Genomic DNA, 15,745 nt, shown 5'->3' on the forward strand with positions numbered 1-15,745 from the left:
GCGCCCCCATGCATATCAAAGAGCTCGTCCTCGACAACTTCAAGAGCTTCGGCCGTAAGACTCGAATCCCGTTTTACGAGGACTTCACCACCATCAGCGGTCCGAACGGCTCCGGGAAATCCAACATCATCGACTCGATTCTGTTCGCGCTCGGATTGGCCCGTACCTCGGGCATCCGCGCGGACAAACTGACCGACCTCATCTACAATCCGGGCCACGACGACGCCGACGACGGCTTCGCCGGCGAGCGTGAGGCCGCCGTCGAGGTCATCCTCGACAACGCCGACGGCACGCTCTCCCGAGACCAGGTCGTCTCCGCCGCCGGCTCGGAGAAGGTCGGCGACGTCGAGGAGATTTCGATTCGCCGACGGGTCAAACAGACCGACGAGGACACCTACTACTCCTATTACTACCTCAACGGTCGGTCGGTGAACCTCTCCGATATCCGCGATTTGCTCGCACAGGCGGGCGTGACACCCGAAGGGTACAACGTCGTGATGCAGGGGGACGTGACCGAAATCATCACGATGACCGCCGGCAACCGCCGAGAAATCATCGACGAAATCGCCGGCGTCGCCGAATTCGACGCCAAGAAGGCCGACGCCTTCGAGGAGTTAGAGACGGTCCAAGAGCGCGTCGACGAGGCGGAACTCCGCATCGAGGAGAAGGAGACGCGGCTGGACCAACTCGAAGACGAACGCGAGACGGCACTCGAGTACAAGGACCTCAAAGACGAGAAGGCCGAGTACGAAGGGTATCAGAAGGCCGCGGAACTCGAGGACAAACGCGAGGAATTCGAAGCCGCGACCGAGAAACGCGAAGAGAAAGCGGCCGAACTGGAGGACCTCCAGCGCGAACTCGACGAACGGCAAGGAAAAGTCACCCGCCTCGAGGAGGACCTCGCGGACCTCAACGCCGAAATCGAACGGAAAGGCGAGGACGAACAGCTCGCCATCAAACGCGAAATCGAGGAGATAAAAGGCGAAATTTCGCGGCTCGAAGACAAAGTCGAGGCCGCAGAGGAGCGCATCGAGGACAGCGAGGCCAAGCGGCGACAGGCGTTCGTCCAGGTCGACCGCAAACAGGAGAAAATCGAGGACCTCGAAGCGGACATCCGCAACAAGAAGGTCGAGAAGTCCTCGCTGAAGGCCGACGTACAGGAGAAGGAGAGCGAACTCGAGGACGTCGAGGCCGAAATCGAGGCCGTCGACACCGAGTACGAAGAAGTTCGCGACGCTCTGGAGGCCAAACGCGAGGCGATACAGGAGGCCAAAGACGAGCGCAACGACCTCCAGCGCGAGCAGGACCGCCTTCTGGACGAGTCCCGACGGCGCTCGAAGGAGGAACGCGAGAAGCGCGAGGAAATCGAGGCCGCCGAGGACCGACTCCCCGAGTTGGACGCTGAACTCTCGGACCTCGAAAACGAACTGGAGAAGGCCGAGGCCAACCGCGGGACCATCACGGAAGTCGTCGAGGACCTTCGCGAGGAGAAACGCGGCTTACAGGAGGACCTCGAATCCGTCGAGGACGACCTTTCGGCGAAACAGCAGGAGTACGCCGAACTCGAGGCCCGCGCCGGCGAGAGCGGCGACACCTCGTATGGCCGGGCGGTGACGACGATTCTGAACGCCGATATGAACGGCGTCCACGGCACCGTCGGGCAGTTGGGCGGCGTCTCCGCCGAGTACGCGACGGCGTGTGAGACCGCCGCAGGTGGGCGGTTGGCGAACGTCGTCGTCGACGACGACGGCGTCGGCCAGCGCTGTATCGAACATCTCAAATCCAGAAACGCCGGTCGAGCGACGTTCCTGCCGATGACGGAGATGCACAGTCGGTCGCTACCGTCGGCGCCCGACCTGCCCGGCGTCGTCGACTTCGCGTACAACCTCATCGACTTCGATTCGACGTATTCGGAGGTGTTCTCCTACGTCGTCGGCGACACGCTCGTCGTCGAGGACATGGAGACCGCCCGCGATTTGATGGGCGAGTTCCGACTCGTCACGCTGGACGGCGACCTCGTCGAGAAGTCGGGTGCGATGACCGGTGGGTCGAAATCCGGCTCCCGGTACTCCTTTACGAAGAGCGGCAAGGGTCAACTCGAACGCGTCGCCGAGCGCATCACCCAACTGGAGGACGAAAAGCAGTCGATTCGTGAGGACATCCGCGACGTGGAGGAACGACTCGACGACGCCCGCGACCGCCAATCCGACGCCGCCGAAACCGTCCGCGACATCGAAAACGACATCGAGTCCGTCGAAAGCGACCGCGAATCCGTCGAGTCGAAAATCGAGTCACTGGAGGACGAACTCGCCGACATCGAGGACGAACGCGAGGACGTGAAAGCCGAGATGGCCTCTGTCGAGGACGACATCGAGGCGAAAAACGAGGAGATAGAGGAATTAGAGGCCGAAATCGAGGAGCTAGAGCAGGAACTCGCCGACTCCGACATTCCGGAGTTGACGAGCAAGGCGGAGGAAATCCGCGGAGAGATTTCCGACATCGAAGACCGGATGGACGACCTCGACGGCGACCTCAACGAGCTCGAACTCGAAAAGCAGTACGCCGAGGAGGCGATCGAGGAACTCCACGACGACATCGAGACGGCCCAGAACCGAAAGGCCGAGGCCGAAGACCGCGTCGTCGAGTTGGAGGAGGCCATCGCCGACGAGGAGGGGAAACTCGAAGCCAAGGAGGAAGCCGTCGCGGAACTGGAGGACGAACTCTCGGAGTTGAAGGGCGAACGTGAGGAACTGAAGGGCGAACTCGCCGACGCGAAATCGGCGCGCGACGAACAGAAAGAGCAGGTCTCCCGCGTCGAGTCGAAACTGGCGGACATAGAGGAGAAACTCGAGCGCCTCGAGTGGGAAATCGACGAGTTGAGTTCACAGGTCGGCGAGTACGACCCCGAGGAGATTCCGGACCACGAGACGGTCACCTCCGAAATCGCCCGTCTCGAAGCCGAGATGACGGCCCTAGAGCCGGTGAACATGAAGGCCATCGACGAGTACGACCGCGTGGCCGAGGAACTCGACGACTTAGAGGAGAAACGCGACACGCTCGTCGAGGAAGCCGACGGCATCCGGGAGCGCATCGATGCCTACGAAGCGAGGAAGAAAGAGACGTTCATGGAGGCCTACGAGGGCATCAACGAGCAGTTCCAGGACATCTTCGCCCGCCTCTCAAGTGGGTCCGGGGAGCTCGTCTTGGAGGACCCCGAGGACCCCTTCGAGGGCGGACTGACGATGAAGGCCCAACCGGGCGACAAGCCGGTCCAGCGACTCGATGCGATGTCCGGCGGCGAGAAATCGCTGACGGCACTGGCGTTCATCTTCGCCATCCAGCGGTACAACCCTGCACCGTTCTACGCGCTCGACGAGGTCGACGCGTTCCTCGATGCCGCCAACGCCGAAATGGTCGGCGAGATGGTCGAGGAGTTGGCCGGCGACGCCCAGTTCGTCGTCGTCTCCCACCGGGCGGCGCTTCTGGAGCGCTCCGAGCGCGCCATCGGCGTGATGATGCAAGACGAGAACGTCTCGGCGGTGACGGGTATCGACCTGTCGTCGGGGGAGGTGCCAGCAGATGATTGACGAGTCGGACGACGAACAGCAGGAGGACGGCGCCGAAAAGCGAACCGACGGCGGCGCCGCCGAGGAGATTCCGCTGAACATCGCGGGCCACGACGACGAGAAGCGAAAGCGGGAGGCCGACGGTGTCGAGGCGAACGGGGATGGCCCGAAGGCCAACGGCGACGGCTCGAAAACCAACGGCGAGACCCCCGACGAGGAGTCGGTCCTCTCGGAGTTCGACGTCTCGGACCCGCGGGAGACCGACGACGACGAGGTCGAACCCGTCGAGTTGCTCGTCCAGTTGGCCGACGACGGCGAAATCGACCCGTGGGACATCGACGTGGTGACGGTGACCGACAAGTTCCTCGACCGCCTCGACGAGGCGGATTTGCGGACCGGCGGACGGGCGCTGTTCTACGCGTCGGTGCTGTTGCGGATGAAAAGCGACGCGATGTGGACCGACGACGAACCCGAAGACGAGTGGGAGGAGGAACCCTGGGAAACCCAGCCGCCGGAGGAGGGCGGCCCGGCAATCGACCCCTTCGAGCAGTTGGAAGCCGAGATGGACCGCCGCATCGAGCGGAAACGGGCACGCGGTATGCCCCAGACCCTCGACGAGTTGGTGCGTGACCTCCGGGAACACGAACGGGAGACGTGGTGGAAGGAGTCGAGAACGTACGACACCTCCGAGTCGCCGTCGGGCTTTTCGCGGGGGACGCAGACGCTGGATTACCACGGCGCTGACGACCTCCGGATGGACGACGAGCCGACGGCAGACGACGTGACCGGGACGGCCCACGACGAACACATGGAGGACATCATCAACGACGTGTACGTCGAACTACAGGGCCACTACGACCAGGGACGTGAGGAGGTGCTGTTCGCGGAAGTCCGGGAGGCCGGCGGCTCCCGGGTGAACACGTTCCTCGGATTGCTGTTTCTCGCCCATCGTGGACAGGTTCGCCTCCAACAAGACGAACTGTTCGGCGATTTGTGGGTACAGGACCCCGCCGCAGTTCCCGCCGAAGAGGCCGCTCCAGCCGACGACTGACCACCATCTCCGTTCGAAAAAACCCCTGCAACGTTTGCCGGTGAATTTATTTGTGGCAATGTGGTAGTGAATACCACACATGACACCGACTCGCCTCAGAGAACGACTGGAAGAGACACGCGACCGGGTAGACCCCGACGACGTCGTGACGGCGCTGACGTACGTCCGTGAAGACGGGCGTCAGCGGTAATCGTCGAGAAGGAGTTCCAGTTTCTGGCGTTTTTCGTGGCCGATAGCCTCGGCTGGCGTGTTGATGGCGCCGTCCAGCGCCGACCGACAGTCGCAGTCACAGTCGCTGTCGACTGACCCGACGACGGCGTCCAAGAGGTCGCTCATCGACTCCTCGTTGGCCGCGGCGTGACCCAGCACCGTCTCCAGTGAGACCTCCTCTTCGTCGTGCCACACGTCGTAGTCGGTGATGCCGGTGACGGCGGCGTAACACAGTTCTGCTTCGCGTGCGAGGTGGGCCTCCGGAACCGTCGTCATCCCGATGAGGTCGAACCCTCGCTCGCGGTAGAACTCGCTTTCGGCCCGCGTGGAGAACTGCGGGCCCTCGATACAGACGTAGGTACCGCCGTCTTCGACCTCAGCATCAGTCGCATCTGCCGCCTCCACGAGCGCTTCGGAGAGATGTGGACAGTACGGGTCGGCCATCGAAACGTGGGCGACGATGCCGTCGCCGAAAAAGGACCGCGGCCGGTCGCGGGTCCGGTCGAACAACTGGTCGGGGACGACGAGCGTCCGCGGCGGGAGCGATTCCCAGAGACTGCCGACGGCGTTCGTGGCGACGACGTGGTCGACGCCGGCCTGTTTCAGCGCGTGGATGTTCGCCCGGTACGGCACGTTCGTCGGGTCGTACTGATGGTTCCGGCCGTGTCGCGGGAGGAAGGCGACCTCCCGTCCATCGACCTCGCCGACCTCCAGCGGTGCACTGGGGGACCCGAACGGCGTCTTGACGCGCTCTTCGTAGGTGTTCTCGAAGCCGAGCGACTCGTAGATGCCGCTGCCACCGATGATGCCGAGCATGGGAGGGAGTTCGGTCGGGTGGTACTTCGGTGTATGTCCCGCCGCTGGCTCCCGGTCGGGACACACACGCGAGCAACACCCATGTGCCGGCGACGCCTCTATCGGCTATGGACGACCCGCTCGCGTTGGCCGAGGCGTATCTGCGGTCGGTGCGTCGCAGCGAGTCGGCACACGAAATCGCCGCCTCCCTGCGTGACCTGCCGCGGGAGCGACTCCACGCGGCGCTCGACGGCGATGCCGAGCGACTCGCCTTCTGGCTGAACGTCTACAATGCGACCGCACAGTCGGTGCTTTCTGCGGACCCGGCGGCGTTCGAGGCTCGCTCGTCGTTCTTCCGAGCGCCGCTTGTGGCCGTCTCGGGTCGGGACCTCTCGTTAGACGACGTGGAACACGGTATGCTTCGTCGGTCCCATCCGAAGTGGGGGTTCGGCTACGTCCCGAACCCCTTCTCTGACGCCTTCGAACGTGCCTTCCGCGTCGAGGAGCGTGACCCGCGAATCCACTTCGCGCTGAACTGCGGAGCAGCCTCCTGTCCCCCCATCGCGGCCTACGAGGCGGACCGAATCGACGCCCAACTCGACCTCGCGTCCGGCGGCTATCTCGACAGTGAGGCCGTCTACGACGCCGAGGCAGGTGTGGTGACCATCCCGCGACTCATGCTGTGGTTTCGCGGCGACTTCGGCGGCCGACGCGGAATCCTCCAGTTCCTCCGGAAGTACGACGCGATACCAGCCGATGTGACGCCCGACATCGACTACGCCGACTACGACTGGTCGCTGGACGCGGGACGCTTCGCGCCCGTCTCGGAGTGGTGACCTACGCGAAGACAGCCAGATACCCCCACGCCAGCAGTTGGGCGACGGCGACGAGAACCATCCCGACGACCGCCGGAAACGGCTCCTCGCGGCGGGTGTAGCGGACGCCGCCCCAGACGAACAGCGGCAGCGCCGGCAGCGTCGCGGCGGTGACGAGTCGGGGAATCGGGTCGACCCCCGGCAGCGGCGCCGTATCGGCCGTGAGGACGTACAGCGAGACGACCCCGGTGGTCGTGACAAGCCAGTACGTCGTCCGGAGGCGGCGCTTCGACCACCGCGTCGGCAGGGTGTACTTCCCCACGTCGGCGTCGGGCATCCGGTCGGGCCACTGCGTTTCGAGAAGGTTGACGAACACGAACAGGGTAAACGGGACGACGGCGAGGGCGACATCAACCGTGAGACCCCCCAGCACCGCCGCGCCGTAACACGGCAACAGCAGCCCGCCCAGAAGAGCGTTGTCGAGTTCGCCGACGCCGTGCCACGCCAGCGACAGCGGCGGGAGCGAGTACTGCAATCCGAGAACGGCGATACTGGCCAACAGCACCGCGGCAGCCGTCGACAGAAGACCTGCGAGCAAGAGCCCGACCCCGGCGAGGGCTCCGACGACGAGTGTGACGGCCATCGCCTCGCGTGCGAGACGGCGCGGGAGACCAGTGACGTGGAGCGCGCCACTGCCGCCCGAAAACGGTGTCCGGTCGGCATCGGCGTCGGTTTCGTAATCCGCGTACTCGTTGGCGTAGTGGACGGCCGCCGCCGTGGGAACGAGCGCAGCCACGCCGGCGAGGACCGCGCGGGCATCGAGAGACGTTCCGCTGGCCACGGCGATGGCGACGCCGAGGGCGTACACAGCGACGATGAGCAACAACTGGGACGGGCGGCTCATCTTCCAGAGTGCCCACGCCCGCGGCACCGCCTCTCGGAGGGCCGCATCCACGCTCATCGGTTTCGCTTTGCGGTCTCGTAGCGCTCGTGAATCGACTCGAACAGTTCACGGCCGCGGTCGGTTGACAGCCGTGGTTCGCCGGTCGCGAAGAACTCGTCGAGGTCGTCGAACTCCTCGAAGTGGGGATTGTCGGCGTCGGGGTCGTAACGTTGCTGTCGCTCGTATACCAGCGCCTGCAGGCAGGTGTCGAGGATGTCCATGTCCTTGACGAAGCGGGCCTCGGGGGTGTCTCGGGCCTCGTACTCCGCCCACACCTCGTGAATCTCCTCGCCGAGCGCCGCGAGCGGGCCCGCCATCGCCTCGCGTTCACGGCGCTCCTTCTCCTCGGCGTCGACGGATTGGGCGCCGGCTTCTGCGCGAGTGGCGATGTCGCCGGTTTCGGCTTCGGCCACGTCGTGGGCGATAGCCAACGTCAGCGCCCGCTCGCGGTCCACTTCAGGCGGACAGAAGCGGACGACGAGCAACGCGACGCCCCACGTGTGGGCCGCGACGGATTCGGGGGCCTCGATGCCACGGAGTTGCCAGCCGGTGCGCGTCTCGTCTTTCAGGGCGTACGCCTCGACGAGGGCGTCCAGCGAGTCGGACACGTCAGGCCAGTTGCCACCGGTCCTCGCCGACCCGTTCGGCGGCGTCCCGGCGGACCATCTCTTCGAGGACCTCGTCGAGGCGGTTCGGTTGGGCGATTTCCATGCCGATACGCTCGACGCGGTGGAACTCCGCGAGGTAGTGGCGGATGTCGCCGCGCGTGAACGTGTCGGCGTCGGCTTTCTCCATGACGCCACTGATGAGGTCTATCATGTCCTCGATGAAGTTCCACGGATAGACGACCCACGTCCACTCCTCAAGGCGCTCGCCGACGAACTGGGGTTCGAACTCGCTGGTCTGGAGCAACTGCAGCGTCGCGGTTCGGACCTCCGAGGCACCGCGGTCGGTGACGTACTCGTGGGCCCGCTCGATGGAACCACCGGTGTCGGCGATGTCGTCGATGACGAGGACGTCTTTCCCTTCGACGCTCCCCTCGGGCATCGGATAGCGAACGGTCGGTTCGTCCGCCTTCTGTCCGGTACCGACGTAGTGTTCCATCTTCAGGCTCGTCAAATCGTCCATGCCGAGGAAGTCACAGATACAGCGGCCGGCGAACCAGCCGCCGCGCGCGAGCGCGACGACGACATCCGGTTCGAACTCGGCGGCTTTGACCTGATTCGAGACGCCGCGGCACAGCCCGTAGATGTACTCCCAGTTGGTAATCGTACACTTGAACTCGTCCGGGAGGTCGCTCATACCGGGTGGGAGGAACGCCGGTGTCGTTAATCTGTCCGTCCGTCGCGGGGCGAACGTCTATGTCTCGGCCGGCCGACGACTCGACCATGCCCGATTTCGAGCGTTTCGACCACGAGAGTCACATGGCCGAGGCCATCGACCTCGCCCGCGAGGCGGTCGACCGCGGCGACCGACCGTTCGGGTCGGTGCTCGTCGTCGGCGACGAGGTCGTCATGCGCGAATCCAACCGCGTGCTCACCGAAGACGACGTTCGACGGCATCCGGAGCTCCACCTCGCCTATCGGGCCCTCCGGGAACTCGACGCCGAGACGCGGGCCGAGGCGGTGATGTACACGAGCACCGAACCCTGCCCGATGTGCAGCGGCGGGATGCGGTACGCGGGGTTCGGCCGAGTCGTCTACAGCGTCGGCGCCGACGAAGTCGTCGAGTTCGCCGGCGGCGAACCCGCGACACGCGCCTCGGAGATACTCGACTGCCCAGTCGTCGGCGGCGTCGCAAACGAGGCTGGCCGCGCCGTCCACGAGTCGTTCTGGTAGTGGTACGAGAACGGCTGGCATCCCGCCACCTCACTTAACAAACCCGCGCTCCGTGGCGGGTGTATGGACACGCGACGTGCGCTCTTGGTCGACGCTTTCACCAGCGAACCGCTTTCCGGCAACGCCGCCGGCGTCGTTCCCGACGCCGAGGGACTGGACGCCGAGCAGATGCAGGCGGTGGCGAACGAGCTCGGCGCCTCCGAGACCGCCTTCCTGTTGCCGAGCGACGATGCCGACCGTAAAGTCAGGTACTTCACGCCGACACAGGAGGTCGACCTCTGTGGCCACGCGACGATAGCGAGTCACGGCTTCCTCGCCGAAGCGGGCGAACTCGACGCCGAGGCGACGCTGGAGACGAACGTCGGCGTCCTCGACATCGACATCGAGGACGGAACGGTGTGGATGACACAGGACACCGCCGACGTGGAACGGGTCGACCTCGACTACGAGCGGGTCGCTGACGCGCTGGGCGCCGACCCCGCGACGCTGGAAGACATCGGCGCCGACTTGCCGTTGGCGACGGCCACCACTGGCCTGCCGTTCCTCGTCGTCCCCGTGAACTTCCTCGAGGGCGTCTCGAACCTCGACCCCGATATGAGTGCCGTCGCGGACCTCACAGAGGAGGTGGGCGTGACGGGCGTCTACGCGTTCACCTTCGACGCCCTCGACGCCGAGTCGACGCTCCACGGGCGGATGTTCGCGCCCGCGGCGGGCGTCGACGAGGACCCCGTCACCGGAACCGCCTCGGGCGCAGTCGGTGCGTACCTCCGTGAGGTGCGGGCTTTCGACGGTGAGTTGCCCGAGGAAATGGTGTTCGAACAGGGCCACTTCGTCGACCGACCCGGGACGGTTCGGGTACGGGCGAGAGCCGACCCCGTCTCCGTCGGCGGCCGAGCGGTGACGGCACTCGACGGGTCGGTCGTCGTCCCGGAGTACGAGGCCGACGACATCATCGAGGCCTGAGACGCGCCGACACGGCTTGAAAAGAGTTTTATCGACGCCGTGGCACGTGCCGATAGCTTCGGTCCCCGAAGCGCGAATCGCTCGCTAACCGACCCTCTCCGACCCTCCAATGGACGAGACAACACCACACGACGGTATCGACAGACGAACGTATCTCGGCGGCGCGGCGCTGGCCGCTACCGCAGGACTCGCCGGGTGTTCCTCGCCGTTCGGTAACGGCGACGACGGCAACGGCGACGACAACGAAAGCGACGACGGTATCGACCCCGAGGAAGTCGGCAACTCGCCGACGGTGAGCTTCGCGATGGAGCAACTCGACGGCCGGGTCGTGACCGCCACGAGCAACGGCCCCGACGAGGTAGACCGTGAGAACGTCGAACTCCGCATCGACGGCGAGGCCATCGCCGACGGGTCGGCGTTCTCCGGCGACGGAGATACGGTCGTCGAAGGCGACAGTGCGGCCGTCTACACCGCCGACGGCGAGGTGACCGCCGCCGCCGAGTCGGCACCGGAGGACGCCAGCGGCATCGAGGTCGGCCGCCGCGTGCAGGTCGTCTGGACCGGCGGCGCCAACCTCGTCGTCGGCGACCACGAAGTCGAGGAGAGCGACTGACCGAAATCCGCGGAAACGGGCCGTTCGAACGTCAAATATCGAGTTTGTCGGCTATCGGTCCCGACAATCCTTGTCGCCGAGATTCGCTTCGGAACCTTCTTTAGCGACTCGGCGGTTCTCTCCCATACAAGATGGCTGTACTCTGGCTGGACGAAATCGGGTCCGACGACCTCGGGTCGGTCGGCGGCAAGGGCGCCTCGCTCGGCGAGATGACCGCCGCGGGGCTGCCCGTTCCGCCCGGTTTCGTAGTTACCGCAGGGACATACCGAACGTTCATCGAGGAGACCGGCATCGACGAGGAGCTGTTCGAGGCCGTCGACGTCGATTCCGAGGACTCGACCGCACTCGCCGAAGCGGAGGCGAAAGCCAAGGAACTCATCCTCGAGACGAAACTGCCCGACGAGGTTCGAGACGGCATCCTCGCGGCCTACGACGACCTCGAGGAGGGCGAATCCTTCGTCGCGGTCCGGTCGTCGGCGACCGCCGAGGACCTCCCGGACGCCTCCTTCGCCGGCCAACAGGAGACGTTCCTCAACATCACCCGCGAGGACCTCGTCGACCGAGTAAAGCGCTGTTGGGCCTCACTTTTCACCCAACGGGCGATTTACTACCGCAACGAACAGGGGTTCGACCACGAAATCGTCGACATCGCGGTCGTCGTCCAACAGATGGTCGACGCCGAGAAGTCCGGCGTGCTGTTCACCTCTCATCCCTCGACCGGCGAGCCGAAAATCATCATCGAGGCGGCGTGGGGCCTCGGCGAGGCCGTCGTCTCTGGGTCGGTTTCCCCCGACAACTACGTCGTCGACCGCGAGACCGGCGAGGTGCTGGAGACGACCGTCGCCGACAAGAAAATCGAGATGGTCAAAGACCCCGACACCGGCAAGACCATCGAGCGAGAGGTCGAAGACGACCGACGCAAAGCCCAGGTACTCGACAAATCCGAAATCGAGAAGCTCGTCGACATCGGCGAACGCGCCGAAAATCACTACGACGACCCCCAGGACATCGAGTGGGCGATTATCGACGGCGAGGTGTACATGCTGCAATCCCGCCCAATCACGACCATCTCCGAGGGAGCCACGGAGAGTGCGGCCGCCGACGGTAACGGCGGCGACGTGCTCGTGAAGGGCCTCGGTGCCTCACCGGGCATCGCCTCCGGCCCGGTCCGCATCGTTCGCAAACTCGACCAACTCGACAAGGTCGGCGAGGGCGACATCATCGTCACCGAGATGACGACCCCCGACATGGTGCCGGCGATGAAGCGCGCCAGCGGCATCATCACCGACGAGGGCGGCATGACCAGCCACGCCGCCATCGTCGCCCGCGAACTCGGCGCGCCCGCGGTCGTCGGGACCGGTGACGGCACCGAAATCCTCGGCGACGGACAGGTCGTCACGTTGGACGGCGACAAGGGGACCGTCACCGAGGGCGCGACCGAACCCGAAGCGGAGACGGACGCCCTCGAAGACGTCCGGCCCCAGAACCCCGTCAAGCCGATGACGGCGACGGAGGTGAAGGTCAACGTCTCGATTCCGGAAGCCGCCGAACGCGCCGCCGCAACCGGCGCCGACGGCGTCGGCCTGCTCCGCATGGAGCACATGATTCTCTCGACGAACAAGACGCCCGAGCGCTACCTCGACGACCACGGCGTCGACGCCTACGTCGAGGAAATCGTCGAGGGCGTCCGCGGCGTCGCCGACGAGTTCTACCCACGGCCCGTCCGCGTTCGGACGCTGGACGCGCCGACCGACGAGTTCCGGCAACTCGAAGGCGGCGACGACGAACCCCACGAGCACAACCCGATGTTGGGCTATCGGGGCATCCGACGGAGCCTCGACCGCCCGGACGTCTTCGCCCACGAACTGGAGGCGTTCCGCCGGTTGTTCGACATGGGCTACGACAACGTCGAGGTCATGTTCCCGCTCGTCAACGACGCCGAGGACGTGATTCGCGCCCGGAACCTCATGGAAGAGGCCGGCATCGACCCCGAAAAGCGCAACTGGGGCGTCATGATAGAGACGCCGGCCTCGGCGCTGGGCGTCGAGGCGATGGCCGAAGCGGGCATCGACTTCGCCTCTTTCGGCACGAACGACCTCACACAGTACACCCTCGCTGTGGACCGCAACAACGAACACGTCGCCGACCGCTTCGACGAACTCCACCCCGCCGTGTTGAAGCTCATCGGTACCACCATCGAGACGTGCCGCGAACACGACGTAAAGACGTCTATCTGTGGACAGGCCGGATCGAAGCCGGAGATGGCCCGGTTCCTCGTCAACGAGGGCGTCTCCTCGATTTCGGCGAACATCGACGCTGTCCGCGATGTCCAACACGAGGTCAAACGCGTCGAGCAGAAACTGCTGTTGGACTCGGTTCGCTGACGGCACCGTAGCTCGACCCCTCAATCCCGCCTTCGTCCCGTCATCACGCACTTTTTACGCGACGGGTACAGACTGATTGTCATGAAACGGGCCTACGCGGCGATTGGGCTGTGTCTCCTCCTTGCCCTTGCCGGCTGTTCGGCACTTCCGGGAGCCTCCCCCGCCACCTCGGAGGCGCCACCGGGCGTCGAAGACGACCAGTTGACCAACTCGACGGCGCTCCTTGATGCCCACGTCGAGGCGGTCACTGCATCGGGCTACAGCCACGAGGTGAACCTCACCCAGAACGGAACCGTCGACGGTGAGTCGTTCACCAGCGAACGGCGTCAGCGAACGACCGTCGAGGCCGACGCCGCGGAGTACCGGTATCAACTTATCAACAACGGTCGGGCGAACTCCCGGTTCATCGTCTGGGGAAACGAAACGGTCGAATACCAGCGCATCGAAGCCGGCGGTCGCGACCCACAGTATCGCCGCGGTGAACCGACCGCATCAGAGTCGCTGGCGGGACAGCCGCTGCTCGAACCGCACCTCTCGGCACCGTACGAGGTCGTCGACACCACGGAGTCCAACGGCACGACGCTGACGACGCTTTCGGCGACCGACCGACCCGAATCGGAGGCGGCGTTCCCGCGCAACGCAACGAACATCCGAGAGTACGAATCGGAACTCGTCGTCGACGGCGACGGCCGGATTCGCTCGCTGTCGGTCGACGTGACCTACGACCTCGACGGGGAATCCGCCGACTACCAGTTCGAGTTCGAGTTGACAGACAGCGAGGCCCCCGACGTCGAGCGACCGGCGTGGGTCGAGTCGCTCGAGGACTCCTCATAAACCCCCACGTAAGCACAACACAATCGATAAAGGCACCGCACGACTGAGCGTAGGTATGCAGCGGGCCGAACCGCAGGATTTCAGCCGCGTGCTGTCGTCGATGTGTACCGAACCCCACCCGACGGCGCGCGATGCCGCCGAGCGGTTCCTCGCGACGAATCCGGGCGACCCCGGCACCTACGAGACGGTCGCCAAGATGGAGCGGGAAGCCGTCGACCTGTTGGGACAGGTCGCCGGCCTTCAAGACGCCGCGGGCTACATCGCCTCCGGCGGCACCGAGGCCAACATCCAGGCGGTCCGCATCGCGCGCAATCGGGCTGACACCCGCGACCCGAACTTCGTCGCGCCCGCATCCGCACACTTCTCGTTCCGGAAGGCCGCCGACATCCTCGGCGTCGAGTTGCGGACGGCGCCGCTTGAGGATTATCGGGCGAACCTCGACGGCGTCGCCGAACTCATCGACGACGACACCGCCCTCGTGGTCGGCGTCGCGGGCACCACCGAGTACGGCCGCGTCGACCCGATTCCGGCGCTGTCCGATATGGCCACCGACGCCGACGCGCTGTGTCACGTCGACGCCGCCTGGGGCGGGTTCGTCCTGCCGTTTACCGCCCACGCGTGGGACTTCTCCGACGCCGACATCGACACGATGACCATCGACCCCCACAAGATGGGACAGGCGGCCGTCCCCGCCGGCGGGCTGCTTGCTCGCGGCCCCGAACTGCTCGACGAACTCGCTATCGACACGCCGTATCTCGAATCCACCTCGCAGGTGACGCTGACGGGCACCCGGAGCGGTGCGGGTGTCGCAAGCGCCGTCGCCGTCATGGAGGAGTTGTGGCGCGAGGGCTACGAACGACAGTACCGACAGTCCCAGACGAACGCCGACTGGCTGGCCGCCGAGGTCCGGTCCCGCGGCTTCGACGTCGTCTCGCCCGTGTTGCCCATCGTCGCGATGGACCTTCCACACGACCTCGTCGCCGACCTCCGGGAGCGTGGCTGGCGCATCTCCCGAACGGAAGCCGACGAGGCCCGCGTCGTCTGTATGCCCCACGTCACGCGGCCGATGTTACAGGAGTTCCTCGCCGATATCGACGAACTCGCGTAGGGGGAACGGTCAAGACCCCCCGCGTACAGGAGCCACGCATGAACCTGCTTTTCGGGACGCGGAACGGCGTCTTCCGTGGCGCCCCGAGCGAACTCGACGAGGCGGTTCGAGTGCTCGACTGCGACCGGGTACTCCGGGTTCGGAGTTTCGGCCCCCGAACCTACGCCGCGACGCGAGGCGGGTTGTACCGCTCGCTCGACGCCGGCCGGTCGTGGACGCGAATCGAGACCCCCCGACCGGAGGTGTACTCGGTGCTGGAACACCCCGTCGGGGAACGTCTCTTCGTGGGGACGCATCCCGCCCACCTCTATCGCTCCACGGACGCCGGCGAGACGTGGGCCGAGTGCGAGGGGCTCCAAGCGCTCCCCTCTCGAGAGTCGTGGCACACGCCGCGTCACCGCGACGAGGCACACGTCCGGGCGCTCCGTGCCGCCGGCGATGACCGACTCGTCGCCGGCATCGAGGTCGGCGGCGTCCACTGCAGCGAGGACGGCGGCGAGACGTGGAGCGAGCGCCGCGAGGGGCTCCACGACGACATCCATCACGTCCTCGTCGTCGACGACGACCAGTGGGTCGCCTCGACCGGCGACGGCCTCTATCGCACCGACGACGCGGGTCGGACGTG

General features: G+C 65.5%; 14 protein-coding genes. 10 read left to right on the forward strand and 4 right to left on the reverse strand.

Annotated elements, in window-relative coordinates; all coding sequences use genetic code 11:
- The first annotated feature begins 8 nt into the window (after window positions 1–8).
- Window positions 9–3,587, forward strand: a complete 3,579-nt coding sequence (gene smc, locus GJ631_RS08665; RefSeq protein WP_156708768.1) for a chromosome segregation protein SMC — start codon at window positions 9–11, stop codon at window positions 3,585–3,587.
- Window positions 3,580–4,617: a segregation/condensation protein A gene (locus GJ631_RS08670; protein ID WP_156708769.1), complete on the forward strand. Its 1,038-nt coding sequence runs from the start codon at window positions 3,580–3,582 to the stop codon at window positions 4,615–4,617. Before smc ends, GJ631_RS08670 begins: the two co-directional genes overlap by 8 nt.
- Window positions 4,618–4,797: 180 nt before the next feature.
- Here GJ631_RS08670 and mtnP read toward each other — a convergent pair whose 3' ends face one another.
- On the reverse strand, window positions 4,798–5,643 hold the full coding sequence (gene mtnP / locus GJ631_RS08675) for an S-methyl-5'-thioadenosine phosphorylase (RefSeq protein WP_156708770.1): 846 nt from the start codon (window positions 5,641–5,643) through the stop codon (window positions 4,798–4,800).
- 107 nt (window positions 5,644–5,750) lie between these two features.
- Here mtnP and GJ631_RS08680 point away from each other — a divergent pair, with 107 nt between their 5' ends.
- Window positions 5,751–6,458, forward strand: a complete 708-nt coding sequence (locus GJ631_RS08680; RefSeq protein WP_156708771.1) for a DUF547 domain-containing protein — start codon at window positions 5,751–5,753, stop codon at window positions 6,456–6,458.
- A gap of 1 nt (window position 6,459) precedes the next feature.
- Here the strand turns inward: GJ631_RS08680 and GJ631_RS08685 are convergent, their stop codons facing one another.
- From GJ631_RS08685 to GJ631_RS08695, 3 genes are read right to left on the reverse strand one after another with little or no spacing between them, the layout of a single operon-like run.
- Window positions 6,460–7,398, reverse strand: a complete 939-nt coding sequence (locus GJ631_RS08685) for a prenyltransferase (RefSeq protein ID WP_156708772.1) — start codon at window positions 7,396–7,398, stop codon at window positions 6,460–6,462.
- On the reverse strand, window positions 7,395–7,988 hold the full coding sequence (locus tag GJ631_RS08690) for an HD domain-containing protein (RefSeq protein WP_370518607.1): 594 nt from the start codon (window positions 7,986–7,988) through the stop codon (window positions 7,395–7,397). The genes GJ631_RS08685 and GJ631_RS08690 overlap by 4 nt, the downstream gene beginning before the upstream one ends.
- Before the next feature lies 1 nt (window position 7,989).
- The gene (locus tag GJ631_RS08695; RefSeq protein WP_156708773.1) at window positions 7,990–8,682 is read right to left on the reverse strand and encodes a phosphoribosyltransferase; all 693 of its coding nucleotides are present in this window, start codon (window positions 8,680–8,682) and stop codon (window positions 7,990–7,992) included.
- An 86-nt stretch (window positions 8,683–8,768) separates the two neighbouring features.
- Between GJ631_RS08695 and GJ631_RS08700 the strand changes: the two genes are divergently transcribed.
- The 7 genes from GJ631_RS08700 to GJ631_RS08730 all read left to right on the forward strand — a co-directional run.
- Complete coding sequence (locus tag GJ631_RS08700; RefSeq protein WP_156708774.1) at window positions 8,769–9,218, forward strand: nucleoside deaminase; 450 nt, start codon at window positions 8,769–8,771, stop codon at window positions 9,216–9,218.
- Between the two features lie 63 nt (window positions 9,219–9,281).
- Complete coding sequence (locus GJ631_RS08705; protein ID WP_156708775.1) at window positions 9,282–10,181, forward strand: PhzF family phenazine biosynthesis protein; 900 nt, start codon at window positions 9,282–9,284, stop codon at window positions 10,179–10,181.
- A gap of 109 nt (window positions 10,182–10,290) precedes the next feature.
- Complete coding sequence (locus tag GJ631_RS08710) at window positions 10,291–10,794, forward strand: hypothetical protein (protein WP_156708776.1); 504 nt, start codon at window positions 10,291–10,293, stop codon at window positions 10,792–10,794.
- 131 nt (window positions 10,795–10,925) lie between these two features.
- Window positions 10,926–13,178, forward strand: a complete 2,253-nt coding sequence (ppsA, locus tag GJ631_RS08715; RefSeq protein ID WP_156708777.1) for a phosphoenolpyruvate synthase — start codon at window positions 10,926–10,928, stop codon at window positions 13,176–13,178.
- An 81-nt stretch (window positions 13,179–13,259) separates the two neighbouring features.
- The gene (locus GJ631_RS08720) at window positions 13,260–14,012 is read left to right on the forward strand and encodes a hypothetical protein (protein WP_156708778.1); all 753 of its coding nucleotides are present in this window, start codon (window positions 13,260–13,262) and stop codon (window positions 14,010–14,012) included.
- A gap of 55 nt (window positions 14,013–14,067) precedes the next feature.
- Complete coding sequence (gene mfnA, locus GJ631_RS08725) at window positions 14,068–15,120, forward strand: tyrosine decarboxylase MfnA (protein WP_156708779.1); 1,053 nt, start codon at window positions 14,068–14,070, stop codon at window positions 15,118–15,120.
- 38 nt (window positions 15,121–15,158) lie between these two features.
- Window positions 15,159–15,745: WD40/YVTN/BNR-like repeat-containing protein (locus GJ631_RS08730; RefSeq protein ID WP_370518608.1), on the forward strand; the 587-nt coding region annotated here is incomplete at its 3' end.

Source organism: Natronomonas sp. CBA1123, from assembly GCF_009741925.1.
Lineage (GTDB): Archaea > Halobacteriota > Halobacteria > Halobacteriales > Haloarculaceae > Natronomonas.